Origin of the sequence: Pseudomonas fluorescens (assembly GCF_902497625.1) — a bacterium.
Classification (GTDB): domain Bacteria; phylum Pseudomonadota; class Gammaproteobacteria; order Pseudomonadales; family Pseudomonadaceae; genus Aquipseudomonas; species Aquipseudomonas fluorescens_BQ.
In genome coordinates, this window is the sequence record NZ_CABVGX010000032.1 from 1 (window position 1) to 25704 (window position 25704).

Consider the following 25704-nt stretch of genomic DNA (forward strand, 5'->3'; position numbering starts at 1 on the left):
GCGCAGCGGCAGCCGCAGGGGCCGCTTCAGCAGCGCCACCTTCGACTTCCAGCTCCAGCAATTCATCGCCCTCTTTCAGACGGTCGCCCAGTTTCACCTTCAGGCTTTTGACAATGCCGGCTTTCGGCGCCGGCACTTCCATGCTCGCCTTGTCCGACTCAAGCGTCAGGATGCTCTGTTCGGCTTCGATACGGTCGCCGACCTTCACAAACAGTTCAATTACTTCACCTTCACCGCTGCCGATGTCAGGTACGCGAATGAGTTCGCTCACAGAGTGTCTCCTCAGCAGTCCAGTGGGTTGCGTTTATCCGGGTCGATGCCGAACCTGGCGATGGCTTCAGCCACCACTTTAGGTTCGATGTCGCCACGGTCAGCCAAGGCTTCCAGGGCTGCCAACACCACGAAATGACGATCGACTTCGAAGAAGTGACGCAGCTTCTTGCGGCTGTCACTGCGGCCGAAACCGTCGGTGCCCAGGACTTTGAATTCCTTGGACGGGACCCACTGACGGATTTGCTCAGCGAACATCTTCATGTAGTCGGTAGATGCAATGACCGGACCTTTACGGCCGTTCAGGCACTCTTCGACGTAGCTCAGCTGCGGCTTCTGACCCGGGTGCAGGCGGTTGCTGCGCTCGACGGCCAGGCCATCGCGACGCAGTTCGTTGAAGCTGGTAACGCTCCACACGTCAGCGCCAATGTTGAACTCTTCACGCAGGATTTTCGCCGCCTCACGCACTTCACGCAGGATGGTGCCGGAGCCCATCAGCTGAACGTGGTGCGCCGCTTCGCGGGTGTCTTCCTCGAGCAGGTACATGCCTTTCTTGATGCCTTCTTCGGCTCCGGCCGGCATGGCTGGCTGCTGGTACGACTCGTTCATGACGGTGATGTAGTAGAAAACGTCCTGTTGCTCTTCGGTCATTTTCTTCATGCCGTCCTGAATGATCACCGCCAGCTCGTAGCCGTAGGTTGGATCATAGGTGCGGCAGTTCGGGATGGTCGCGGCCAGGATGTGGCTGTGTCCGTCTTCGTGCTGCAGGCCTTCACCGTTCAGCGTGGTCCGGCCGGCGGTGCCGCCGATCAGGAAGCCACGGGTGCGGCTGTCGCCAGCGGCCCAGGCGAGGTCGCCGATACGCTGGAAGCCGAACATCGAGTAGAAGATGTAGAACGGCAGCATGGGCTGGTTGTGGCTGGAGTACGAAGTACCGGCAGCGATGAACGAACTCATGGCGCCCGCTTCGTTGATGCCTTCTTCGAGAATCTGGCCCTTCTTGTCTTCCTTGTAGAACATCACCTGGTCTTTATCGACCGGATCGTAGAGCTGGCCGACGGAGGAGTAGATGCCCAACTGACGGAACATGCCTTCCATACCAAAGGTACGAGCTTCGTCCGGGATGATCGGGACGATGCGCGAGCCGATTTCCTTGTCCTTGACCAGCTGCGCGAGGATCCGCACGAAGGCCATGGTGGTGGAGATTTCACGGTCACCCGAGCCGTCCAGGATGGCTTTGAGGGTATCGAGTGGTGGCGTCGGGATGTCGAAGCTCTTGGCGCGGCGCTGTGGCACGAAACCGCCCAGTGCGGTGCGGCGCTCGCTCAGGTAGCGGGCTTCTGCGCTGTTTGGCTCCGGCTTGAAGAACGGCAGGTTTTCCAGCTCTTCGTCCTTGACCGGGATGTCGAAACGATCACGGAACAACTTCAGACTGTCGACATCGACTTTCTTGGTGTTGTGCGCCGTGTTTTTCGCTTCGCCGGCACCGGTGCCATAACCTTTGATGGTCTTGGCCAGGATGACAGTCGGTTGTTCTTTGTGGTTGACCGCTTCGTGGTACGCCGCGTAGACCTTGTACGGGTCGTGGCCGCCACGGTTGAGCTTCCAGATCTCGTCGTCGGACAGATCAGCAACCATCGCCTTGAGTTCTGGCGAGTTGAAGAAGTGTTCACGTACGAACGCGCCGTCTTTGGCTTTGTAGTTCTGGTACTCGCCGTCGATGACTTCGTCCATGCGACGTTGCAGGATGCCGTCGACGTCTTTGGCCAGCAGTGGGTCCCAGAAACGGCCCCAGATGACTTTGGTCACGTTCCACTGAGCACCGCGGAACACGCCTTCGAGTTCCTGGATGATCTTGCCGTTGCCGCGAACCGGGCCGTCGAGGCGCTGCAGGTTGCAGTTGATGACGAAGATCAGGTTGTCGAGCTTCTCGCGGCCAGCCAGCGAGATCGCGCCCAGGGATTCCGGCTCGTCGCACTCGCCGTCGCCCAGGAAGCACCAGACTTTCTGCTTGCCTTCAGGGATGAAGCCACGGGCTTCCAGGTACTTCATGAAGCGTGCCTGGTAGATCGCCTGGATCGGGCCCAGACCCATGGATACGGTCGGGAACTGCCAGAAGTCTGGCATCAGCCAAGGGTGCGGATAGGACGACAAGCCCTGGCCGTCGACTTCCTGACGGAAGTTGTTCATCTGGTCTTCGGTGATGCGGCCTTCCATGAACGCACGGGCGTAGACGCCTGGCGAGGTGTGGCCCTGGAAGTAGATCAGGTCGCCGCCGTGTTCTTCGGTCGGGGCCTGGAAGAAGTAGTTGAAGCCGATGTCATACAGGGTCGCACTGGAGGCGAAGCTGGAGATGTGACCGCCGAGGTCAGAATCTTTCAGGTTCGTACGCATTACCATGGCCATCGCGTTCCAGCGAACCAACGAGCGAATGCGGCGTTCCATGAACAGGTCGCCAGGCATGCGTGCTTCGTGGGTCACAGGAATCGTGTTGCGGTAAGGCGTGGTGATGGCGTATGGCAGCTGCGAGCCACTACGGGTCGCCAGTTCGCCCATACGGGTCATCAGATAGTGAGCGCGGTCTTCGCCTTCTTTGTCGAGAACCGATTCCAGGGCGTCCAGCCATTCCTGGGTTTCGACGGGATCGAGGTCTTGCATGGCTTGCTCCAGGGCGGAAAGGCTTCCAGAATCGGTTGCCTGAGTTTGCGACTGGCCTTGTGGGCAGACGATATAAATTCTTGGATTGCCGAGAGGTTGTTCCGGCGGCGTGTAGTTTTACTACAAATCTTCGGGCATTTCAGCCTTTCGAATGTATAGACGAGTAGTAAAACTACAGATGAGCGGCTTGTGGCCTCCAGCTGCGTTGTGAGAATAATCGTTAAGGTTGGTCTTTTGCCAACCAAAAAAGGTGAAAGCTTGATGCTGTCTGCCAAAATAGAAGAATTTTCAGCTATTTCTAACCTTTGTTCGACAGTCGATCAGGTAGTGCGTTTTGCAAATTCACTACAAGCAGCCCTCTACACGCCGATCAAGGATAGACCATGAGCCTCCCTGCGCTTGCCGAACTGCCTGGCATTCTCCTGCCGTTTGTCACCCGCGCCGAGCAGTCGTTCCGCACGGCCGTCGGTGAGCTGGATGACGATCATGGATTGTCCATGTGGACGCCCGAACGCTGGGCGCAGTTCTCCCGCGTCGTCGCCGCCAGTGATTTCGTCATTGAACAGAGTGTGCGTGACCCTTTGATGTTGCTGACGCTGGTGCAGTCCGGCGAACTGGATCGCAGCTTCGCTCCCGGCGAGTTGTGTGCGCAGATTGCCGCGGCGGTGACCGCCGCCGAGAGCGAAGACGAACTCGGCCGCGCCCTGCGTCGCCAGCGCGCGCGTCATCAGGTGCGGATCATCTGGCGTGACCTCAACCGGCAGGCCGATCTGATCCAGACCTGTCGCGATCTTTCGGACATGGCCGATGCCAGCATCGATCAGGCCTATCAGTGGCTGTACTCGCGCCATTGCCAGCAATTCGGCGTCCCCACCGGCCGCCGTAGTGGCGAGCCGCAGCAGATGGTCATCCTCGGCATGGGCAAGCTTGGCGCTGTCGAGCTGAACCTGTCGTCCGATATCGATTTGATCTTTGCTTACCCCGAGGGCGGCGAAACCGTCGGGGTGAAGCGCTCGCTGGATAACCAGGAATTTTTCATCCGCCTCGGCCAGCGCCTGATCAAGGCGCTGGATCCGATGACCGTCGACGGTTTTGTCTTTCGTGTCGACATGCGCCTGCGCCCGTACGGCTCATCCGGCTCGCTGGTGCTCAGCTTCAACGCACTGGAGCAGTACTATCAGGATCAGGGCCGCGACTGGGAACGTTACGCGATGATCAAGTCGCGGGTGGTCGCCGGCGATCAGGTCGCTGGTGCGCAACTTCAAGAGATGCTGCGTCCGTTCGTTTATCGGCGTTACCTGGATTTCTCCGCCATCGAAGCGCTGCGCACCATGAAGCAGCTGATCCAGCAGGAAGTGCGGCGCAAGGGCATGGCTGACAATATCAAACTCGGCTCGGGCGGCATTCGCGAGGTCGAGTTCATCGCCCAGGCGTTTCAGTTGATCCACGGTGGCCGCGACTTGAGCCTGCAGCAACGGCCTTTATTGAAAGTGTTGAGCACGCTGGAAGGTCAGGGTTATCTGCCGACCGCGGTGGTCGGCGAACTGCGTGAGGCCTACGAATTCCTGCGGTACACCGAGCATGCCATCCAGGCGATTGCCGATCGCCAGACGCAGATGCTGCCGGACAGTGAGCAGGACCAGGCACGTATTGCCTTCATGCTGGGCTTCGATGACTGGGCGGCTTTCCATGCGCAATTGATGCATTGGCGCGGACGGGTGGCCTGGCACTTCGGCCAGGTGATTGCCGACCCGGACGAAGAGCAGGGCAGCGAGAGCGAAGTGGTGGTCGGTGGCGAGTGGTTACCATTGTGGGAAGAAGCGCAGGATGAGGAAGCCGCGTGCCGCCAGTTAGGCGAGGGCGGTTTCGTCGATGCGACCAAAGCGTTGAAGGCTTTGGCCAGTCTGCGCGCCAGTCCGCAATTGCGTGCGATGCAACGCCTGGGACGCGAGCGTTTGGATGCCTTTATTCCACGCCTGCTGGCGCAGGCAGTTGAACACGCCAACCCTGACCTGGTACTGGAGCGGGTCTTGCCGCTGGTTGAAGCGGTCGCCCGGCGCTCCGCGTATCTGGTGTTGCTGACCGAGAACCCCGGCGCGCTGCGGCGCTTGCTGACCCTGTGCGCCGCGAGCCCGTGGATCGCCGAACAGATCACGCGTTTCCCGCTGCTGCTCGATGAATTGCTCAACGAGGGCCGGTTGTTCAAGCCGCCGCTGGCGCCGGAACTGGCGGCGGAATTGCGCGAGCGCCTGACGCGAATCCCCGAGGACGACCTGGAACAACAGATGGAAGCCCTGCGCCATTTCAAGCTGGCGCACCGTTTGCGGGTGGCCGCCTCGGAAATTGCCGGCAGTTTGCCGTTAATGAAAGTCAGCGATTACCTGACCTGGCTGGCCGAAGCGATTCTTGCCCAGGTGCTGGCGCTGGCCTGGCGGCAGACGGTGGCCAAGTACGGCACGCCGCTGCGCACCGACGGCACCTTGTGCGATCCGGGGTTCATCATCGTCGGTTATGGCAAAGTGGGTGGCCTGGAGCTGGGGCATGGTTCCGACCTGGACCTGGTATTCATCCACGATGGCGATCCGCAGGCGGAAACCGACGGACCGAAACCTATCGATGGTGCGCAATTTTTCACCCGGCTCGGACAGCGCATCATCCATCTGATCACGACCCAGACCAACTCCGGTCAGCTGTATGAAGTGGACATGCGCCTGCGGCCGTCCGGTGCGTCAGGATTGTTGGTGAGTTCGCTCGGAGCCTTCGCCCGCTACCAGGAAAATGAAGCCTGGACCTGGGAGCATCAGGCGCTGGTGCGCGCGCGGGTGCTGGTCGGCAGTCAGGATGTGGGGCAGGCGTTCGAGAATGTTCGCGCTCAGGTATTGGGCAATGCTCGCGACCTGGCAAAATTGCAGCAGGAAGTCAGCGAGATGCGCGCCAAGATGCGTGACAACCTCGGCAGCAGAAGCACCGCGGCCGGTACGGCGGCCAATGCTTTTGAAGCCACGGCGCCGTTCGACCTCAAGCAGGACGCCGGAGGTATCGTCGATATTGAATTTATGGTGCAATACGCGGCTTTGGCGTGGTCGCACAGCCATCCGCCGCTACTGCGCTGGACCGATAACATCCGCATTCTGGAAGAGCTGGAGCACGAAGGGCTGATGCCTGCCGAAGATGCCACCTTGTTGCGCGAGGCCTATAAAGCCTACCGCTCCGCAGCACACCGGCAGGCCCTGCAGAAGGACCCTGGGGTGATTACGGGTGACCAGTTTGCGCATGAGCGCCGGCAGGTCATGCGGGTTTGGCGTGAACTGGGACTGAGTTGAAACCGGATATTCTAAGCAATACATAATTGCTGTGGGAGCGGGTTTGCTCGCGATGAGGCCGTTACAGCCAGCATCTATACTGGTGGTCATGCCGCTTTCGCGAGCAGGCTCGCTCCCACAGTAGATTTGCAGTGTTTTGTAGAATTTTCGAGGCGGGGAGGCGTATGCCTCCCCGGTTCGTTTTTGGAAGCCACATGAAAATTCTGATCGTTGGGCCCAGTTGGGTCGGTGACATGGTGATGGCGCAGACACTGTTTCAGTGTCTCAAGCAGCGCCACCCGCAGTGCCAAATCGACGTGCTGGCGCCCGAGTGGAGCCGGCCGATTCTCGAGCGCATGCCTGAAGTGCGTCAGGCCTTGAGTTTTCCGCTCGGTCACGGCGTGCTGGAGCTGGCGACGCGTCGACGCATCGGCAAATCCCTGGCCGGTCAGTACGATCAGGCGATTCTGCTGCCCAATTCCTTGAAGTCGGCGCTGGTGCCGTTCTTCGCCGGCATCCCCAAGCGCACCGGTTGGCGTGGCGAGTTTCGCTACGGCCTGCTCAATGACGTGCGCACGCTGGATAAAGAACGTTACCCGCTGATGATCGAGCGCTTTATGGCGCTCGCTTACGAGCCCGGCTTCGAGCTGCCGAAACCTTACCCGCGCCCGACCTTGCAGATTGATTCGGTGACCCGCGAAGCGGCATTGGCGAAATTCGGCCTGAGTCTGGATCGTCCGGTCCTGGCCCTGTGCCCTGGCGCAGAATTTGGCGAGTCCAAACGCTGGCCGTCCGAGCACTACGCCAAGGTCGCCGAAGCGAAGATTCGCGAAGGCTGGCAAGTCTGGCTGTTCGGTTCAAAAAATGATCACGCTGTAGGTGAAGACATCCGTGCCCGGTTGATTCCGGGTCTGCGCGAAGAGTCGGTCAATCTTAGCGGTGGTACTGCGTTGGCCGAGGCGATCGATTTGCTGTCCTGCGCCGACTCGGTGGTCTCCAACGACTCCGGCCTGATGCACGTCGCCGCCGCATTGAACCGACCGTTGGTGGCGGTGTATGGCTCGACCTCGCCGGGGTTCACTCCACCGTTGGCCGAGCACGTCGAGATTGTCCGCCTGGGCATCGAATGCAGCCCGTGCTTCGACCGCACCTGCCGCTTCGGTCATTACAATTGCCTGCGCCAGCTCATGCCGGAGGCGGTGAACGACGCCCTGCAGCGGTTGCAAGGCTCTGTGGTCGAGGTCCAATAGTTTGCGGGTTCTGCTGATCAAGACCTCATCGCTGGGCGACGTGATTCACGCGTTGCCGGCGCTTACCGACGCGGCCCGGGCCATCCCCGGGATCAAATTCGACTGGGTCGTGGAGGAAGGTTTCGCCGAAATCCCGACCTGGCACCCCGCCGTGGACAAAGTGATTCCGGTGGCGATCCGGCGCTGGCGGAAAAATCTTTGGCAAACCCTCAAAAGCGGCGAATGGAAACGTTTCAAACAAAGCGTCCGCGCCAGTCGATATGACCTGGTGATCGACGCTCAGGGCCTGCTGAAAAGTGCCTGGCTGACCCGCTACGTCAAAGCGCCGGTTGCCGGCCTCGACAAGAGCTCGGCGCGGGAACCGATTGCTGCCCGCTTCTACAACAGGCGCCTGGCCGTGGCCCGGGGTCAGCACGCAGTCGAACGGGTCCGTCAGCTGTTCGCCATCGCATTGGGCTACGACTTGCCCAAAGGCCTCGGCGATTACGGTCTGAACGTCGAACGGCTGGTGGAATTGCCGCGCAAGAACCCGTATGTGTTGTTCCTGCACGGCACCACCTGGGACACCAAACACTGGCCGGAAGCCTATTGGCGCGAGTTGGCCGAGCGCGTCGGTTACTTGGGTGTCGGGGTGAAGCTGGCATGGGGCAACCCGGCGGAAAAGGCCCGCGCCGAGCGCATCGCCCAGGGCATGCGCCACGTCGAAGTGCTGCCGAAGCTGAACCTGGCCGGCGTTGGCAAAGTCCTCGCCGACGCGCAAGCCTGTGTGGCGGTCGATACCGGTCTCGGTCACCTGGCTGCGGCGCTCGACGTGCCGACCCTCTCACTGTTCGGCCCGACCAATCCGGGCCTGACCGGCGCTTACGGCAAGGCGCAGATCCATCTCGCCAGCGATTGGCCGTGTGCGCCCTGTCTGCAAAAGCAATGCACCTATCAACCGACGGCCGAAGATGCCCGCCGGTTTGACCTGAAACGCGAGTGGCCGCTGTGCTTCACGCGCCTGAATCCCGAGCGTGTCGCGACCCGACTGAGCACGATGTTACTGGCTGAGGAGCTGCGCTGATGCAATTGGCATTCGTCCTGTACAAATACTTTCCGTTCGGAGGCTTGCAGCGTGATTTCATGCGCATCGCCCTGGAGTGTCAGCAGCGCGGCCATCAAATTCGTGTCTACACCCTGATCTGGGAAGGTGAGGTGCCGCCCGGTTTCGAAGTGCTTGTGGCACCGGTCAAAGCCTTCTTCAACCACCGCCGCAACGAAAAACTCAGCAAGTGGATGGCGGCCGATCTGGCCAGGCGCCCGGTGGACCGCTTGATCGGTTTCAACAAGATGCCCGGCCTCGACGTTTACTACGCCGCCGATGGCTGCTTTGAGGACAAGGCGCAGAACCTGCGCAATTCGCTCTATCGGCGTTGGGGCCGTTACCGCCATTTCGCCGAGTATGAGCGCGCGGTCTTCGCCAGGGACGCCAGGACCGAAGTGCTGATGATTTCCGAAGTGCAACAGCCATTGTTCATCAAGCATTACGGCACGCCGCTGGAGCGTTTCCATCTGTTGCCGCCCGGGATCTCCCAGGATCGCCGCGCACCGGCGAATGCCGATGAAATTCGTGCCGATTTCCGTCGTGAATTCAACCTCAAGGACGATGACCTGCTGCTGGTGCAGATCGGCTCCGGTTTCAAGACCAAGGGCGTCGATCGCAGCCTCAAGGCGCTGGCCGCATTGCCCGCTGATCTGAAGAAACGCACCCGGCTGTTTGTAATTGGCCAGGATGACCCCAAATTGTTCCAGATGCAGAGCGCGACGTTGGGCCTGGGTGACAATGTGACGTTCCTCAAGGGCCGCAGCGACATCCCGCGTTTCCTGCTCGGTGCCGATCTGCTGATTCACCCGGCGTACAACGAAAACACCGGCACCGTTTTGCTTGAAGCTCTAGTGGCCGGACTGCCGGTGCTGGTCAGTGCGGTCTGCGGTTACGCTCATTACATCGCCGAGGCCGATGCCGGGCTGGTGCTGGATGAGCCTTTCGATCAGATGCAATTGACGCACTACCTGACCGGCATGTTGAACGACAAAACTGCACGCGCGGCCTGGCGCCGCAACGGTCTGGCCTATGCCGACACGGCCGATCTCTACAGCATGCCGCAACACGCGGCCGATGTGATTCTGGCGGAGCACGCTTAATGAAGTTGATGCTGGCTGAACCGTTCAAAAGCCTTTGGGCCGGACGCGATCCGTTCGCCGAAGTCGAAGGCCTGGAGGGCGAGGTTTACCGGGAACTGGAAGCGCGCCGCACCCTGCGTACTGAAGTGAACGGCGATGGTTACTTTGTGAAGATCCACCGCGGCATCGGCTGGGGCGAGATCTTCAAAAACCTGCTGACCGCCAAGTTGCCGGTGCTCGGTGCCGGCCAGGAGTGGAAAGCGATCCAGCGCCTGCAAGAAGTTGGCGTGCCGAGTATGACGGCGGTCGCTTATGGCGAAAAAGGCAGCAACCCGGCGGACCAGCATTCGTTCATCGTCACTGAAGAACTGGCGCCAACGGTCAGCCTCGAAGATTTCAGTATCGACTGGGTCAAGAACCCGCCCGAGCCAAAGCTCAAGCGCGCACTGATCGCCGAAGTGGCGCGCATGACCGGCATGATGCATCGCGCCGGCGTCAACCATCGCGACTGCTACATCTGCCACTTCCTGCTGCACACCGACAAACCGGTGACGGCCGCCGACTTCAAGCTTTCGGTCATTGACCTGCACCGCGCCCAGACACGCTCGACGATTACCAGGCGCTGGCGCAACAAGGATCTGGCGGCACTGTATTTTTCGGCGTTGGACATCGGCCTGACCAGACGCGACAAAATGCGTTTTCTCAAAGGTTATTTTCAGCGACCGCTGCGCCAGATTCTGGACGAGGAAGCGCGGTTGCTCGCCTGGCTCGACGGCAAGGCCAACAAGCTCTACGACCGCAAACAGCGATACGGAGACGCGCTCTGATGTCGGGCTGGAAACTGGAGCCGGCCTACGACCATCTGGCTGAAGATTTCGGTAGCCTGGACGCGGTGTTTGCCCTGCAGGGCGAGCGTTTGACGTGGGACCCTTTGTCAGAGGTCATTCGTGTCGAGCGCAACGGCGTCAACTTTTACGTCAAACGCTACGTCGGCGCCGGTAAAGGCCTGCGCCGCTATCTGGGCAAGCCGCGGGTCAAGGCCGAATGGCAGAACCTCAAGCGTTTCGCCAAGTGGGGAATCCCGACCGCCGAAGTGATCGCCTGGGGCCTGGAGCGTCGGGGTGCTGCCTATGATCGTGGGGCGTTGATCACCCGGGAACTGCCGCACACAGAAGACCTGTCCGCGCTGGCCGACCGGCATGACCCGAAGCTTGCGGATCGCGCCTGGGTCGATACCGTCAGTCGGCAGCTGGCCGGTTACACCCGGACCATGCACGACCATCGTTTCACCCACAACGATTTGAAGTGGCGCAACCTCTTGATCGACGATCAGGCGCGGCTGTTCCTGATCGACTGCCCGAATGGCGATTTCTGGCGCGGGTTCTGGCTCCGGTACCGCATCACCAAAGATCTGGCGTGCCTGGACAAGGTCGCCAAATATCAACTGTCGGCTACCCAGCGCCTGCGCTTTTACCTGCAATACAGCCAGCGACCACGGCTCGATGCCGCCGATAAAAAGCGGATCCGGCACGTGGTGAGATTTTTTGAGGGGCGCGAATGACTGATTTTCTGGCGGCTGAAGAACGTGCGCTACTGGAGCGTCACGGCCTCGGCACCTTTGACGCGCTGTGGGCCAAAGAGCTCGACGCCGTCGATGAGCCCAACACGTTGCACGATGGCTGGAGCAGTGTGTTTCGGCTGGACCTGGAAGGGCGTGGTTTTTACCTCAAGCGCCAAAGCAACTATCAGATGTACACCCTGCACGCACCGTTCGGCGAGCCGAGTTTCGCTCGCGAATTTCGCAATATCACGCGCTATGAAAAGCTCGGTATTCCAGCGCTTAAGGCGGTGTTCTTCGGCCAGCGCAAGGTCGCTGGCGAAGTGCGCGCCCTGCTGCTGACGCGCGCGCTGGACGGTTGGGATGACCTCGATTCATTGTTGCAATGCTGGTCGGATCTTAGTGCGGCGCAGCATTCGGCCATTCTGCAGGCCTGTGGGCAACTGGCCCGACGTCTGCACGCAGCGCGTCAGGTGCATGGCTGCTTCTATCCCAAACATATTTTTCTTCAGGCGAGCGGCGATGGCTACATTGCGCAATTGATCGACCTGGAAAAAACCCGGCCGCTGCTGTTCGGCCAGCGTGATCGGGTCAAGGATCTCGAACCGCTGACGCGCCGGGCGAAGGTGTGGAGCGAGGCGCAATTGCGTGAGTTGCTTGGCGCCTATCTGGACCAGCCGCAGAACAGTTCGCTGGTCGATAGCTGGCTGTCGCGTCTGACCGAGCGTCGCAGTTACAAGGGAGCCCGCTGATGCGTTTGTCCGAACTGAAAGGCGCAGGCCGCGATCCTGGCCTGCCACTGAGTATTTCCCTGGCCGATGCGGCGGGGCCTGCCGAACTGCAGCTGTTGAGCCTGTTGCGCGTGTTGCCAGGGCAGCGCTATGTCGGTGCCGGCGTCTGGCGCGGCCGGCCGGTGCTGGCCAAGCTGCTGGTGGGCAGCAAGTCGGCTCGGCATTTTCAGCGTGAACTGACCGGCGTGCGCCTGCTCGCTGCGCAGGGGCTGACCACGCCGCAGTTACTAGCCGACGGCCTGAAGGAAGGCGAGGGCGGCTGGCTGTTGTTCGATTTTCTTGAAGGCGCCGAGAGCCTTGGCGATGCCTGGCAGCATGTCGAGCATTTGCCGATGCTCGCCGATGAGCAATCGGCGGTGCTGGCTGATGCGCTGGGGGCAATCGGCCAATTGCACCGCAAAGGGTTGTGGCAGGAGGACCTGCACCTGGACAACCTGCTGCGCCAGCGTGGCCGCCTGTACCTGATCGATGGCGCTGGTATTTGCACCGAAACCCCGGGTCAACCGTTGTCGAGGCAGAAAGTCCTGGAAAACCTCGGGGTCTTTTTCGCCCAGTTGCCTAAATCGCTCGAACCTTTTGCTGAAGAACTGTTGGTGTATTACCTGCTGAGCAATGGCGAACACGCCTTGCCGATGGAGGCATTACAGAAACAGATCGACAAAGTCCGTACCTGGCGCCTCAAGGATTTTCTGATCAAGGTCGGTCGCGAATGTACGCTGTTCAGTGTGCAGCGCGGACCCTTCGCTTTGCGCGCGATGCGTCGCGAGGAAGCGCCGGCAATGCTGTCGGTGCTGGAGCAGGCCGACGAATTGCTTGATCGTGGCCACCTGTACAAAACCGGCGGTGCCGCCAGTGTCGGCAAAGTCGAGGTGGGCGGGCGCACGCTTGTGATCAAACGCTACAACATCAAAGGATTCGCTCACTGGCTCAAACGCTTCTGGCGCCCGAGCCGTGCCTGGCATTCCTGGCGCGAAGGCAATCGCCTGGCGTTTCTCGGCATCGCTACGCCAAAACCGCTGGCCGTGCTGGAAAAACGCTTTCTGTGGCTGCGCAGTCAGGCTTATCTGGTGACCGAGTATTTACCGGGGCCGGACATCATCGAGCGCTTCGCGCCGTATGTGGAGAGCGGCGAGGCGCCGGAGTCCGAGCTGGTCGCTCTGGATCATCTGTTTGCCGAGCTGATAAGCGAGCGGATCAGCCACGGCGATTTCAAGGGGCATAACCTGTTCTGGCAGGAGGGTCGCTGGGCACTGATTGATCTGGATTCGATGCGTCAGCACGGTTCTGTCGGCAGTTTTGCTCCGGCCTATGCGCGAGATCGCGCGCGATTCATGCGTAACTGGCCACGAGACAGTGCGTTGTATCAGCTGATAGATCAGCGGTTGCCCCGCGATATTGCCAGCGCAGGCTGAATGGCCATCGCTTCGTGCAGTTGGCGGCATGACAACAAATGACATCTATTGAGCGCTTATAACCTAGGGTCATTTTAGCCCCTATTAAGCTATAATCCCGCCCTTTAGCTGCCAGTCGCCCCTTCGCGAAGGCACATTAATTTTTTGAGGCGCGTTGCGCCTGTATGCAGACTTAAGAGGCTAGACCCCTGTGGCATTGACGATTCTTGGCCTGTCCGGCGCCCTTAGCCATGATCCTTCAGCAGCGTTGTACATCGACGGCAAGCTGGTCGCTGCAGCTGAAGAAGAGCGTTTCGTGCGCGATAAACATGCAAAGAACCGCATGCCATACGAATCAGCGAAGTTCTGCCTTGAGCAGGCCGGCATCAAACCGTCGGATGTGGACGTGGTGGCGATTCCGTTCGCACCGATCAGTCTGTTCGGCAAGGCGCGCTGGCACTATGCGAAGCGTTACTGGTATGCCCCGGACCGCGCGCTCGACGCGATCCTGATGGGCAACCGCCGCTACAAGCGCTATCGCAACAAGATCGTCTGGTGCCTCGAGCAACTGGGCTTCGATCCGAAGAAAATCAAGATCGAGCCGGTCGAACACCACCTGGCCCACGCTTCCAGCGCTTACCACTGCTCAGGTTTCAAGGAAAAAACCGCAATCCTGGGGATCGACGGCAAAGGTGAGTACGCCACGACGTTCTTCGGTTACGGCGAAAACGGCAAGATTCACAAGATCAAGGAATTCTTCGATCCGGATTCCCTTGGCGGCCTCTACGGCGCGATCACCGAGTTCCTCGGTTTCGAGATGCTCGACGGCGAGTTCAAGGTCATGGGCATGGCGCCGTACGGCGATGCTGGCAAATATGATTTCTCGCGCCTGGCCTCGTTTGAAAACGGCGAACTGGTGATCAACACCGACTACGCCAACGTGATCGGCCTGCGTCGCTATAAAGAGAAGGGCAAGGGTTTTTACTTCTCGCCGAAACTGATCGAGTGGCTGGGGCCAAAGCGCGAAGGCGACATCGCCGACGAGCCGTACATCCATTACGCCGCAAGCATGCAAGCGCTGTTCGAGAAACTGGCGTTGCAGATGATCGACCATTATCTGGGCGACGTGCTCAAGGAAACCGGCAAGCTCGCCTTCGCTGGCGGCTGCGCGCTGAACGTCAAGCTGAACCAGAAAATCATCGCCCGTGATGACGTCAAGGAGTTGTTCGTTCAGCCTGCCTCCGGCGACGCCGGCACGGCAGTCGGAGCGGCAGCTTACGTGTCTCACGCCCGTGGCGTGCCGGTCGAGAAGATGGAACACGTCTACCTCGGCCCCTCGTACAGCAACGAAGACGTACTCGCCGCTTGCGCTCGCCACCCGAGCAAACCTGTCTGGCGCAAGCTTGAGAACATGCCGGAAAACATCGCAAAAATCATGGTCGATGGCAACCCGGTCGCGTGGTTCCAGGGGCGCATGGAGTTTGGCCCGCGTGCGTTGGGCGGTCGTTCGATCATCGGTTGCCCGAGTGCAACCGGCGTTGCCGACCGCATTAACCACCAGATCAAGTTCCGCGAGCGTTGGAGGCCTTTCTGCCCGTCGATGCTCGACACCGTTGCTCCGCAGATGATCAAGATCGATCATCCGGCGCCCTTCATGACCTTTACCTTCGAAGTGGCTGAAGAGTGGAAGACCCGCGTGCCGGAAGTCGTTCACGAAGACGGCACTTCCCGGGCGCAGGTGCTCAAGCGCGAATACAACCCGCGCTACTACGACATGATGAAGGCGCTCGAAGTACTGACCGGCAACGGAGTGTCGCTTAACACTTCGCTGAACCGTCGTGGCGAGCCCATGATCTGTTCACCGACCGATGCCCTGAACATGTTCTTCGGATCCGACCTACAGTATCTGATTATGGAAGACATTCTGGTGGTCAAAGAGGGCGCAGACGCATATGACACGCTCGGCTGAACGCCATGTGCTGCAGTTCTGTCACGGCTATGACGGGCCGTTTCTGGACTGCGCGCGGCAGTACGCCAGCCTGTTCGCGGGGACCGGCTATCGCGTGACCACGGTGTTTCTGACCGGGGCCGCCGATGCCGAGGTCGCCGCAGCGTGCGCCTCTGACGAAGTGCTGTTCATGGAATACAGCTCCAAGGCCATTCGTGGCCTTAAGCTGGGCGCCATCATCGACTTGCGCAAGATCGTCGCTTCGCGCAATTTCAGTTTTTGCATCGCCCATCGTTTCAAGCCGATCTACATCGCCTTGCTCGGTACTTCGTTGCCGGTGATTGGAGTGCATCACGCCTTTGACGATTACAAGCGCAGCACTCGCAAGCTGTTCGCCAACGCATTCCGCAAACGATTGAGCCTGCTCGGCGTTTCCGACGCCGTGCGCGACGACCTGCGCAGTTGCCTGACGCAATGGCCAGCGGAGCGCATTCAGTCGCTGCACAACCGCGTCGATGTGCAGGCCTTGCGTGATAGCCAGGTTTCACCCCGCGAAGCTCGGGAAGCGTTGGGCCTGTCGATGGATGCATGGGTCATCGGCAACGTCGGGCGCCTGCATCCTGACAAGGATCAGGCGACGTTGCTGCAGGGCTTTGCCGCTGCGTCAGCCCATCTGCCAACGAACAGCCAGTTGGTGATTCTCGGCATCGGCAAGCTTGAATCGGACCTCAAGGCGCAGGCTCGCGAGCTTGGCATTGGCGACCGGGTATTTTTCCTCGGCCAGGTGCCGGAGGCTCGACGGTATTTCCGCGCATTCGATGTCTTTGCCTTGAGCTCCAATCGTGAACCGTTCGGCATGGTGCTGCTGGAAGCCATGGCGGCCGGCTTGCCCATCATCGCTACCGCCTGTGGCGGGGGGCGTGAAGTGGTTGAGGGTGTCGGAATACTCTTCCCCCTTGGCGATGTCGAGCACTTGGCACAAGGGCTGCAACATCTGGCGGCGATGGATGAAACACAGCGTGATCAGTGCGCCGAACTGATGCTTGACCGCTTGCATGAGCGCTTTTCCGATCAGGCCGTACGCGATGCGTTCTGGCGCTTGCCACAGGTTACCGACATGGCGTCGCGGAGTTGATGCTCAACCGATTTCAATCTTGGCGCGAACGTGGCTGGACGGTGGTCGACGCTGCTACCTATGCCGAGGCCTGGCATCTATACGGCGGCAGCGTCGCGACCCATCCTCTGGTTATTGAGCGGTTGGCCCAACTGGCTGACATCCCGGTGCGTTACCTGGCCTGGATGGAGGATGCACAGATGAGAGCGGCGATCCCCACCTGGGGGCGTGATCTTGCGTTGTCCAAAGACGTGCTGAAACGCAGTGGCAAAAAAGGGCTGTTCGACCTTGGCAATGCCGAGATCATTTTGCCCGCCGCCGCCGATGCCAGCGCGCCTCTGCGTCATCGTGGCCGATACCTGTCAGCGCTCAATGAAGGCCGTTTCTCCGGCCTGCGCCTGCAGACCGAGCAACTGGCCATGGCCCGCACGCCTGAAGAACTGTCGAAGAAATTTCGTTACAACCAGCGCCGCGAATTGCGCTTGCTGGAAGAGGCGGGCGGCGTGGTCCGCCCGGTCAGTGAGTTTTCCAGTGACGAACTGGCAGCCATCTATTGCGATCTGTTCCAGCGTCGCTGGGGCTTCGCCGCGACCGGTGCGGCGCGCATGGGCGAAGTCATCGGGCTGTTGCGTGAGCTGTTGATCGGCTCGGTCATTTTTCTTAACGATGCGCCCATCGCGATTCAGTTGGTGTATCGCGTCGAGGCGCCAGAGTGGATCAGTGTCGAATACATCAATGGCGGCGTAGACCCTGAAACCCGCGAGTTCAGCCCCGGCAGTGTGTTGAGTTTCATTAACACGCAAAGTGCCTGGGAGCACGCGCGGGCGTTGGACAAACCATTGCGCTTTTCTTTCGGGCGCGCCGACCGTGAATATAAGGACCGCTGGTGCAACCCGGTGCCAGTCTTCACCGTATGAGTCAGCCCATGAGTCGCAAACAGCAATTGCTCAAGCGCCACCGGCGCAACAAACGTATCGCCCTGTTGATTGCACTGCTGCTGTTGATCGCCGTCGGTGTGTTCATCGTATGGTGGCTGCCGCTGGTGCTGGCCGTCATCGGCTGGATCGTCCACGAGGCGTGGTTTGCCGATCATTTGTTCTATTCGCCTCAGGATGATTACGAATACAGCTTTCCGCCTTTCACCCAGCAGCCCAGGGTTCATCTGGACGGCGAGCGTTTGCGCCTGGATGAGGGCGTGATGCTGGACGGCGACGTGACGCTGGTATTAGCCCTGCGGATCAAAAGCACCTGGCTGGGACGCTTTTTCGATCCGGCAGTGGATGTGTCGGGGGGTGGTGATCCTGATCGGCAAACCTTCGAACGAGGCGTCAACGGGCTGCGCTATCTCAACCTCAGCGGTCAGACTGCGGCCTTGTCCGCGGGCGAATTGCGTTTGCATGGCCGATTTTGTCGGTTGCTGGGCGAGCCGGTTTTGTGGGCATTCGAGCAACCGGATTATCGCCGTCAGCGGGTCATGGTTATCGCGCCTCATGCAGACGATGCCGAACTGGCGGCTTACGGGCTTTACAGTCAGGCGGATGAAGCCTGGATCGTCACCCTGACTGCCGGTGAAATCGAAGCAGACCATTATCAGCAGATGGGCATCAACAGGGTTGAAGCCGCTCGCCTCAAGGGCCGATTGCGCGCATGGGACAGCATCGCCGTGCCACGCTGGGCCGGTGTGCCTGAAGCCCATTGCGTGCAGTTGGGTTATTTTTGCCTGCAACTGGCTACGATGCAGGCAGCGCCGACCCGAGCAGTCGGTTCGCGTGAGGCCGAGTTGGAGGACATCCGGGTATTCCGGCAAATGAACCCGTTTGCCTTGCCGGGTGATCTCGACGGCGCGCCGACCTGGAATAATCTGCTGGCTGATCTGCGTGCATTGCTGCTGCGTGCACGTCCCGAAGTCATCGTGCTGCCGCATCCGACGCTTGATCCTCATCCCGATCACATCTGTGCGCGGCAAGCGGTGATTGAGGCGTTGAACGGGCTGGAATGGCAGCCGAGCACCGTGCTCGGTTACGCTAATCACCTGCACGATAATGACCGCTGGCCCATGGGTGACACCGGGCATGGCATCGCGCTGCCGCCGGTTTTTGACTCGTCCATTGCGATGCACCCTTACTGCCTGTCGATACCGCCGGCGCTGCAGCGTGACAAAGCGATGGCGCTCGGAATGATGCACGATCTGCAACCCCTGATGCCTTTCAAGCGGCGCTTGCGCAGAACGATTCAGCGGCTGCTGGCCGGCAGAGCGCGTCCGCGCTACGGCGAAAACGAGTTCTTTCGCAAAGCGGTCAGACGCCAGGAACTGTTCTGGATTTTGAAGCAGGGTGAGAAATCTTCGCAGCACAGTTGAAGGTAACGTTGCCTGGTATGGCGGCGTATCAAGCATTTACAGTGAGTCGCCCGTGATCAATTCGTGTCCCCGTATCCTTTTTCTGATTCCATATTTCGGCCACTGGCCATTCTGGATGCCGTTTTTTCTAGAAAGTTGCCGACGCAACCCTGATATCGATTGGTTGCTGTTCAGCGACTGCGGAGTGCCCGAAAATCTACCGCCCAACGTAATCATCGAGAGCATGACTTTCAGCGACTACTGCGGGATCGTATCGAGCCGGCTGGATATCGATTTCGCCCCGCAGGCCGATTACAAACTGTGCGATATCAAACCGGCCCTGGGGCATATTCACGCTGATCGCTTGCGAGGTTATGATTTCTGGGGATTCGGCGACATCGATCTCGTCTATGGTGATCTGCGGCATTATTTCACCGCTGAACGACTCGCCGCCTATGACCTGTTCTCGACGCACGAGCGGCGGGTGGCCGGGCACCTGTGTCTGCTGCGCAACACGGCGCGCAAGCGGGAACTGTTCATGCAGATGAACGACTGGCGGTCACGTTTCACAGATCAGGTACATCACGCACTGGACGAAGGTGCCTTCAGCCGGATTTTCCTGTGGCGCAAGAATTTCCCCGAGCCCTTGTTCAAACTGGTGGGCAAGTTCAATCCGTGGCGACGCCGCAGCGAATTTACCGAGGCGTTCAGCACCCCTGGCGGCTGCATCAAGTGGCATGACGGCAGCGACGATTTTCCGCATCGCTGGAATTGGCGCAGCGGTGTTCTGACCAATGATCGAGACGGCGATCGTCAATTTCCGTATTTCCATTTCGTCTGCTGGAAACGCAACGAATGGCCCGATTTGCCGCAACCCGATCCGGCAGAGCTCAGGCGCATTGCCGCCAATCCTGATTGGTTCATCGATGCAACAGGTTTTCACCAGGGAGCGTTATGAGTCAGCGGACCAAGGTTCTGCAGCTGCAGCCTGACTACAATGTAAAAGCCCATGACTTTGCCGATCTTGCGGAACAGATCGTCAAGGCGCTGCCGCGTGATCGCTATGAAGTGACAGCTGCATTTTTGCGCGGCAAGCCTGGCCCGGGTGAGGCCGTGAGTCGTGCCGACCGCTCGGTGTATTTCGAGTTTTCCGACAAGTCGCTCAAGGGTATGCGTCTGCGGGCCATGTGGCAGCTGTACAAGTTCTGCCGCGCGGAAAAGTATGACGTGGTGGTCTGTAACCGTTTCAAACCGGTGAACATGATGTTGACGCTCAACCGCTGGTTGAAAGTGCCACTGTGCATCGGCATTTCCCACGGGTTTGGTGAGTACGACCGGTTCTACCGTCGCCGTCAGACCCAGGGTCTGATCGACCGGCACTGGCGCTTCGTCGGCGTTTCGCCCGCGGTCAAACAGTACTTGCTGGACTGCAAATGCGGTTTTACCGAGCAAAATACCTATGCCATTACCAATGCCATTGATATCGAGCAAGCCGAGGGATTGCAGCATGGCCGTGAGCGCGCTCGCGAGCTGCTGGGCATAGACCCATCGGTGCGTTTGATTGGTGCGTTGGGCCGGTTGGTTCCGATCAAGGGCCATACCTACTTGCTGCAGGCATTTGCCGCACTCAAGGACAAGTATCCGAACGCGCAGTTGGCGATCATCGGCGCCGGTCGCGAAGAATCGCGCCTGGCCACCGAGATCGAACGTTTGGGCCTGAAAGGCCGCGCCCACCTGCTGGGGTTTAAGGAGAACGCCCTGCAGTACGTGCGTGCGTTCGACGTCTGGACCATGCCCTCGCTGGCTGAGGGGCTGGGGTTGGCGCTGCTCGAAGGCATGAGCGGTCACCTTCCGGTGATTGCTTCCAATGTGCCGGCGATGCTGCCGCTGATCGAGGGCGCGGGCGGTCTGGCGGTGACGCCCAGGGACGTGCCCTCGCTGATCGCCGCGCTCGACTCGTATCTTGCGCTGGCAGACGACGCGCTCAAGGACAAGGGTGAGCAGGCCTATCGTTATCTGCAGGAAAAACACGACATCGAGGTGTTCCGCCAGGAATACCTGGACCTGATTGAATCCGGCTTGAACCAGGCACGAAAGGAACAACCATGAGCGACGCTCAACCACTCGTTACGGTCATCATCGCGTCGTACAACCATGGGCCCTACATCGAGGAGAGCATTCTCAGCGTCATTAACCAGACCTACCCGAATATCGAGTTGCTGGTAATCGACGATGGCTCCAAGGATGACAGCGTCGAACGGATCAAGGCTTTGCAGGCGCTGCACGGTTTCGACTTTCGGGTTCAGGAAAATCAGGGGCTGACCAACACGCTCAACGGTGCCATTGCCCGCGCCAAAGGCAGTTTGATCGCCCCGTTCGGCTCTGACGACGTCATGCTCCATGACCGGATCGCCATTCAGGTGGCGTACATGGACGGCAAACCTGAGGTCGGGATCTGCGCCGGCAATATCGAACTGATCGATGCCGATGGCAATTTGTACCCGGAATCGCGTCAACGCCGCGATGTGCCGTTCCGCCGGCTGGATTTCGACGACATGTTCCTGGAGCGCAAGCCTTACCCGCCAGCACCGACCCTGATGATTCGCCGCGAAGCGCTGGACAAGGTTGGAGGCTTCGATCCGAACATCCGCCTGGAAGACCTGCTGATCGAGTTGAAGATTACCCACGCCGGTTACTTCATCGATGGCCTGAGCGTGTTGATGGCGCGCTATCGCAAGCACGCCACCAACTCCTACAAGAATCATCGCTTCATGATCGATAACATCCTGCGCTCGTACGACCTGTTCAGCGACCATCCGCTGTACGAGCACGTACGTTACAAATTCCTCAGTTCGATGTTCCTCAAGACCGCCTCCCGCGACCGCAAGCTGGCGCGAGAACTGCTCGCGCAGATCCCGTTCAAGGCCTGGAACAAAAAGACCTGGCGTGGCCTGGGTCGGCTGTATTTTTCGCCCCTGGAAAAGCACTGAACCGGAGCAGCTGATGCATCGTCTGGCCGGGCTGTGTCCCGGCGACGATGCATGGTGAGCTGGCTGTCAGTGCACCCGTGCCGGGTGGCTGGACGCGAGGACCTGCCGGTGCAGCTTGTCGACGGCAGAAGGGGAGGCCGTCACAGCGTAGCCTCGCAGCAGTGCCTGCAGATGATCTTCGAACAACCAGCGACGGTCCTCGGTGTAGCGTTGCATATGGCGCAGATTGCGCTGGCGCAGCGACAGACACAGTGAGGATGGATAAATCCGCATATCGGCCACATCGATCAGGCCGAATTCGCCGTCCTGCAGCACCAGCACATTGCCCAGATGCAAGGAGCGGAAATACACGCCCTGCTCGTGCAGTTGCGCCATGAATTTGCCAAACCGTTGAACCAGCGCCTCACGCACATCCGGAGCAGTAATGCCCTGTAGCACCTGGCGCAGCGTACTGCCAGGCAATGGCGTGTAATGCACAGCGCTGCTGCCGTCTTTCAGGCGATACAGATTCAGTAAATGCGGCGTTGGAATACCCATTCGTCGCAGCTCCTCACTGTTCACGGCGAAGCGTTCCGAATAGGGATTGAAGGTGCCTGAGGTATACCAGCGACGGCGACGGAAGAGCTTCAGAAAGCTGCCATCAACCAGTCGCAGGACTTTAGGCCCCAAGCCATCTTCTTCGATGACATGCGCATTGTTCGTCAGCTTTTCCAGGGCAGTTTGCGCCAGCGTTCTGATCGGCATGGCCAGCAGACGCCCGGCGCGCTGGTTGATGACCAGCGCGGCGATCAGTGCCAGCGGAATCCACAGTAGAAACCAGTGCTCCTTGGGGCGCGAAATGATCCCGCCACCCTCGGTCAGGCCGGCACCAATGCCGAATACCAGCCAGGTTGACGCAATGATCAACAGCGGCTGCACGCGGTGGCGCCAGCTGCTGAACAGTCCCCAGCCCTGAAAAAACAGCCACGGCAAGAAGCCGAAGATACCGACATAGTAGAGGACGCCCAACGCGAAACTATGCGGTTCCGAAAGCAGATAGCCTACGCCGGGATCCACTGAAAATTCGGCACCGTAGCCGTGGCCGATCCATGGGTGTTCGGCAACCTTCTGCAGCACGATCCGCCAGATGTCAAAGCGATAGGAATCGCCTCGGGCGATGATCATGTCCGAGAAATAGGCGGTCATTGCACCGCCGCCCGCCAGCAGGATAACCAGCAGGGCGATGGAGCGACGGTTCCAGCAGATAAAACCCAGCCATAAAGCTGCGAGCGTCAACGCCACCAACGGGGTCCGCGAGCCGGTGGCGATGACCGCAGTGAACATCACTGCCACAGCCGGTACGCTCAGCCAGAGCAGGTGCGGACGTTTGCACATCATGCTTACGCTCAGCCAGTAGGCGCAGAAAAAGCCATACAGATGCGAACTCAGCAAAGGATTGTCGAAGGCCCCTGCGCCAATCAATCGCATGCCCGGTTCGTAGATGCGGGAAAACATGAAGAGGTTGTAGCACGTGGCAATCAGCCCGACGATGGCGGCGCTGAACAGCAGAGGCTGGATGATTTCGCTGCGATAACGCACCAGCAGGTAGCAGCCGGCGAACAGCATAAGCGTGTGGAGCGGCGGCTTGAGTTGCGCACCAAAGGGCTTCTCGCCCGGTCCCCAGGCCAGGCTGACCATCGCCCAGATGACGAACACCAGCATCGCGATGAACATCGGCTCGCAGAGCAGTTCTTTGAACGCGCGGGGTCGCAGCACAATGGCAATGAGTGCAGGGATACTGAACAAGCCGTAATAAAGCTTGTGATGCAGACTTCGTTCCGGCAGGAAGAACAGCGCGCACAGGAGCAGGAGGTAGCCCAGTGGAAGAATCCACAAGGCAATGAAATCGAACACTCGATTGGACGTACTGTTTAAACCGCTGAATTGCATGCTGAGAGATTCAATCCTGAAGTTGATCGGCCGATCGGGTGATGGCTATATGATGCTTTTTCTGGGGCCTAACAATACCAGCCTTTATGCGATTGCCAGAACCCTCAAGAAGCTGTGGTAAAGTCGGCGTCCTTTTTATCGACAATCGCGTGATATGACCGACTCCAGTCTCTCCGCAAGCCCCTCAAGCTTGAAAATCTACTTCCGCCTGCTCGGTTACGTCCGGCCCTACATCAGCCTGTTCCTGATCAGCATCGTCGGTTTTCTGATTTTCGCTTCGACGCAGCCAATGCTCGGCTACATCCTCAAATATTTTGTCGACGGCCTGTCCAATCCTGAGGCCGTGTTGTTCCCCAGCGTGCCCTATCTGCGTGACCTGCAGCTGCTGCAGGCAGTACCGCTGTTGATCATACTGATCGCCGCCTGGCAGGGGTTGGGATCTTATCTGGGCAATTACTTCCTGGCCAAGGTTTCTCTCGGCCTGGTGCATGACTTACGGGTTCAGTTGTTCAACAATTTGCTGGTATTGCCCAACCGCTACTTCGACAAGCATAACTCGGGACATCTGATTTCCCGCATCACCTTTAATGTAACAATGGTTACCGGGGCGGCCACAGATGCGATCAAGGTCGTTATCCGTGAAGGCATGACGGTGATTTTCCTGTTCGCGTCGCTGCTGTTCATGAACTGGAAACTGACCCTGGTCATGGTGGCGATCCTGCCGCTGATCGCAGTCATGGTCAGCACCGCCAGCAAGAAATTCCGCAAGCAGAGCAAGAAGATCCAGGCGGCCATGGGCGACGTCACGCATGTCGCTTCGGAAACCATCCAGGGTTACCGCGTGGTGCGCAGCTTTGGCGGTGAAGTCTACGAACAGAAGCGCTTCTTCAATGCCAGCCAGGGCAACACCGACAAACAATTGCGCATGACCCGCACCGGCGCGATCTACACGCCGTTGCTGCAGTTGGTGATCTACAGCGCCATGGCTGTGCTGATGTTCCTGGTGTTGTACCTGCGCGGCGATGCATCGGCAGGTGACATGGTTGCTTACATCACCCTGGCCGGTCTGTTGCCCAAGCCGATCCGCCAACTATCCGAAGTCAGTTCGACCATCCAGAAAGGTGTGGCCGGCGCAGAAAGCATCTTCGAGCAACTCGATGTCGAGCCGGAGGTCGATACTGGCACCGTCGAGCGTGATGCTGTCACCGGGCGTCTGGAAGTGCGCAATCTGAGCTTCACTTACCCGGGCACCGAGCGTCAGGTACTCGACGACATCAGCTTTTCGGTCGAGCCGGGCCAGATGGTGGCGTTGGTCGGGCGTTCAGGCAGCGGCAAATCGACCCTGGCCAACCTGATTCCGCGCTTCTACCATCACGACAAGGGCGAAATCCTCATCGATGGTGTCGAGGTCGAGCAATACAAATTGCTCAACCTGCGCAAGCACATCGCCCAGGTTACCCAGCATGTGACGTTGTTCAGCGACACCGTGGCCAACAACATTGCCTACGGCGACCTGGCTGGTGCACCGCGTGAAGACATCGAAAAAGCCGCAAGAGATGCCTACGCCATGGACTTCATCACCCAGTTGCCCGAAGGCCTGGACACCCAGGTCGGCGAGAACGGCGTGCTGCTTTCCGGTGGCCAGCGCCAGCGCCTGGCGATCGCGCGGGCGTTGCTGAAAAATGCGCCGGTGCTGATTCTCGACGAAGCGACCTCGGCGCTGGACACCGAATCGGAACGGCACATCCAGGCCGCCCTGGATCATGTCATGCAGGGGCGAACCACATTGGTCATCGCCCACCGCCTGTCCACCATCGAGAAGGCCGACCTGATTCTGGTCATGGATCAGGGCCGGATCGTCGAGCGTGGTACGCATGAAGCACTGTTGGCCCAAAACGGTTATTACGCCCGTTTGAACGCAATGGGTCTTGACGCCCCGGCTGAAGGCATCGCCTGAGCCTTCAAGGCCACGTTCAATAGATGTCGGAAAAAATCGCAGCCT

19 protein-coding genes are annotated in these 25704 nt (G+C 59.5%); 16 read left to right on the forward strand and 3 right to left on the reverse strand.

Annotated elements, in window-relative coordinates; all coding sequences use genetic code 11:
* Together F8N12_RS18805 and aceE are read right to left on the reverse strand one after the other, a co-directional pair.
* Positions 1 to 271: biotin/lipoyl-containing protein (locus F8N12_RS18805; protein WP_318189652.1), on the reverse strand; the 271-nt coding region annotated here is incomplete at its 3' end.
* An 11-nt stretch (positions 272 to 282) separates the two neighbouring features.
* On the reverse strand, positions 283 to 2928 hold the full coding sequence (gene aceE / locus F8N12_RS18810) for a pyruvate dehydrogenase (acetyl-transferring), homodimeric type (protein ID WP_150581816.1): 2646 nt from the start codon (positions 2926 to 2928) through the stop codon (positions 283 to 285).
* A gap of 383 nt (positions 2929 to 3311) precedes the next feature.
* Between aceE and glnE the strand changes: the two genes are divergently transcribed.
* The 15 genes from glnE (at position 3312) to F8N12_RS18885 (ending at position 21773) form a co-directional block, all read left to right on the forward strand.
* Positions 3312 to 6251, forward strand: coding sequence for a bifunctional [glutamate--ammonia ligase]-adenylyl-L-tyrosine phosphorylase/[glutamate--ammonia-ligase] adenylyltransferase (gene glnE, locus F8N12_RS18815; protein WP_150581817.1), 2940 nt, complete (start codon positions 3312 to 3314; stop codon positions 6249 to 6251).
* Between the two features lie 194 nt (positions 6252 to 6445).
* Positions 6446 to 7480 carry a lipopolysaccharide heptosyltransferase II gene (gene waaF, locus F8N12_RS18820; protein WP_150581818.1) on the forward strand — a complete coding sequence of 345 codons (1035 nt, stop codon included), beginning with the start codon at positions 6446 to 6448 and terminating at the stop codon, positions 7478 to 7480.
* Position 7481: 1 nt separating this feature from the next.
* Positions 7482 to 8543: a lipopolysaccharide heptosyltransferase I gene (gene waaC, locus F8N12_RS18825; protein WP_150581819.1), complete on the forward strand. Its 1062-nt coding sequence runs from the start codon at positions 7482 to 7484 to the stop codon at positions 8541 to 8543.
* Positions 8543 to 9664: a glycosyltransferase family 4 protein gene (locus F8N12_RS18830; protein ID WP_150581820.1), complete on the forward strand. Its 1122-nt coding sequence runs from the start codon at positions 8543 to 8545 to the stop codon at positions 9662 to 9664. The genes waaC and F8N12_RS18830 overlap by 1 nt, the downstream gene beginning before the upstream one ends.
* Entirely contained in the window at positions 9664 to 10470 is an 807-nt protein-coding gene (rfaP, locus tag F8N12_RS18835; RefSeq protein WP_150581821.1) for a lipopolysaccharide core heptose(I) kinase RfaP, read from the forward strand. Before F8N12_RS18830 ends, rfaP begins: the two co-directional genes overlap by 1 nt.
* Entirely contained in the window at positions 10470 to 11204 is a 735-nt protein-coding gene (locus tag F8N12_RS18840; RefSeq protein WP_150581822.1) for a lipopolysaccharide kinase InaA family protein, read from the forward strand. The genes rfaP and F8N12_RS18840 overlap by 1 nt, the downstream gene beginning before the upstream one ends.
* Complete coding sequence (locus tag F8N12_RS18845) at positions 11201 to 11953, forward strand: lipopolysaccharide kinase InaA family protein (RefSeq protein WP_150581823.1); 753 nt, start codon at positions 11201 to 11203, stop codon at positions 11951 to 11953. The genes F8N12_RS18840 and F8N12_RS18845 overlap by 4 nt, the downstream gene beginning before the upstream one ends.
* Positions 11953 to 13404: a lipopolysaccharide kinase InaA family protein gene (locus F8N12_RS18850; RefSeq protein WP_150581824.1), complete on the forward strand. Its 1452-nt coding sequence runs from the start codon at positions 11953 to 11955 to the stop codon at positions 13402 to 13404. The genes F8N12_RS18845 and F8N12_RS18850 overlap by 1 nt, the downstream gene beginning before the upstream one ends.
* Positions 13405 to 13594: 190 nt before the next feature.
* Positions 13595 to 15352, forward strand: coding sequence for a carbamoyltransferase (locus tag F8N12_RS18855; RefSeq protein WP_150581825.1), 1758 nt, complete (start codon positions 13595 to 13597; stop codon positions 15350 to 15352).
* The gene (locus F8N12_RS18860; protein WP_150581826.1) at positions 15336 to 16466 is read left to right on the forward strand and encodes a glycosyltransferase; all 1131 of its coding nucleotides are present in this window, start codon (positions 15336 to 15338) and stop codon (positions 16464 to 16466) included. The genes F8N12_RS18855 and F8N12_RS18860 overlap by 17 nt, the downstream gene beginning before the upstream one ends.
* Positions 16466 to 17362: an antimicrobial resistance protein Mig-14 gene (locus F8N12_RS18865; RefSeq protein WP_150581827.1), complete on the forward strand. Its 897-nt coding sequence runs from the start codon at positions 16466 to 16468 to the stop codon at positions 17360 to 17362. The genes F8N12_RS18860 and F8N12_RS18865 overlap by 1 nt, the downstream gene beginning before the upstream one ends.
* An 8-nt stretch (positions 17363 to 17370) precedes the next feature.
* Positions 17371 to 18804, forward strand: a complete 1434-nt coding sequence (locus F8N12_RS18870; RefSeq protein WP_150581828.1) for a PIG-L deacetylase family protein — start codon at positions 17371 to 17373, stop codon at positions 18802 to 18804.
* A 52-nt stretch (positions 18805 to 18856) separates the two neighbouring features.
* Positions 18857 to 19741, forward strand: coding sequence for a DUF6625 family protein (locus F8N12_RS18875; RefSeq protein ID WP_150581829.1), 885 nt, complete (start codon positions 18857 to 18859; stop codon positions 19739 to 19741).
* A complete protein-coding gene (locus F8N12_RS18880; RefSeq protein ID WP_150581830.1) occupies positions 19738 to 20892 on the forward strand; it encodes a glycosyltransferase in 1155 nt (384 codons plus the stop codon). The genes F8N12_RS18875 and F8N12_RS18880 overlap by 4 nt, the downstream gene beginning before the upstream one ends.
* Positions 20889 to 21773, forward strand: coding sequence for a glycosyltransferase (locus tag F8N12_RS18885; RefSeq protein ID WP_150581831.1), 885 nt, complete (start codon positions 20889 to 20891; stop codon positions 21771 to 21773). Before F8N12_RS18880 ends, F8N12_RS18885 begins: the two co-directional genes overlap by 4 nt.
* A gap of 66 nt (positions 21774 to 21839) precedes the next feature.
* On the opposite strand, the gene F8N12_RS18890 is transcribed toward F8N12_RS18885, so the two are convergent.
* Complete coding sequence (locus F8N12_RS18890; RefSeq protein WP_150581832.1) at positions 21840 to 23702, reverse strand: bifunctional O-antigen ligase/aminoglycoside phosphotransferase family protein; 1863 nt, start codon at positions 23700 to 23702, stop codon at positions 21840 to 21842.
* 154 nt (positions 23703 to 23856) lie between these two features.
* Between F8N12_RS18890 and msbA the strand changes: the two genes are divergently transcribed.
* Positions 23857 to 25659 (forward strand): lipid A export permease/ATP-binding protein MsbA, encoded by a 1803-nt coding sequence (gene msbA / locus F8N12_RS18895; protein ID WP_150581833.1) that lies wholly within the window; start codon positions 23857 to 23859, stop codon positions 25657 to 25659.
* Positions 25660 to 25704: the final 45 nt, after the last annotated feature.

Coding starts and splice junctions, on each gene's coding strand:
- aceE (WP_150581816.1), bottom strand. CDS start 2,928: ATGCAAGACCTCGATCCCGTCGAAACCCAGGAATGGCTGGACGCCCTG.
- glnE (WP_150581817.1), top strand. CDS start 3,312: ATGAGCCTCCCTGCGCTTGCCGAACTGCCTGGCATTCTCCTGCCGTTT.
- waaF (WP_150581818.1), top strand. CDS start 6,446: ATGAAAATTCTGATCGTTGGGCCCAGTTGGGTCGGTGACATGGTGATG.
- F8N12_RS18830 (WP_150581820.1), top strand. CDS start 8,543: ATGCAATTGGCATTCGTCCTGTACAAATACTTTCCGTTCGGAGGCTTG.
- rfaP (WP_150581821.1), top strand. CDS start 9,664: ATGAAGTTGATGCTGGCTGAACCGTTCAAAAGCCTTTGGGCCGGACGC.
- F8N12_RS18840 (WP_150581822.1), top strand. CDS start 10,470: ATGTCGGGCTGGAAACTGGAGCCGGCCTACGACCATCTGGCTGAAGAT.
- F8N12_RS18845 (WP_150581823.1), top strand. CDS start 11,201: ATGACTGATTTTCTGGCGGCTGAAGAACGTGCGCTACTGGAGCGTCAC.
- F8N12_RS18850 (WP_150581824.1), top strand. CDS start 11,953: ATGCGTTTGTCCGAACTGAAAGGCGCAGGCCGCGATCCTGGCCTGCCA.
- F8N12_RS18860 (WP_150581826.1), top strand. CDS start 15,336: ATGACACGCTCGGCTGAACGCCATGTGCTGCAGTTCTGTCACGGCTAT.
- F8N12_RS18865 (WP_150581827.1), top strand. CDS start 16,466: ATGCTCAACCGATTTCAATCTTGGCGCGAACGTGGCTGGACGGTGGTC.
- F8N12_RS18870 (WP_150581828.1), top strand. CDS start 17,371: ATGAGTCGCAAACAGCAATTGCTCAAGCGCCACCGGCGCAACAAACGT.
- F8N12_RS18880 (WP_150581830.1), top strand. CDS start 19,738: ATGAGTCAGCGGACCAAGGTTCTGCAGCTGCAGCCTGACTACAATGTA.
- F8N12_RS18885 (WP_150581831.1), top strand. CDS start 20,889: ATGAGCGACGCTCAACCACTCGTTACGGTCATCATCGCGTCGTACAAC.
- F8N12_RS18890 (WP_150581832.1), bottom strand. CDS start 23,702: ATGCAATTCAGCGGTTTAAACAGTACGTCCAATCGAGTGTTCGATTTC.
- msbA (WP_150581833.1), top strand. CDS start 23,857: ATGACCGACTCCAGTCTCTCCGCAAGCCCCTCAAGCTTGAAAATCTAC.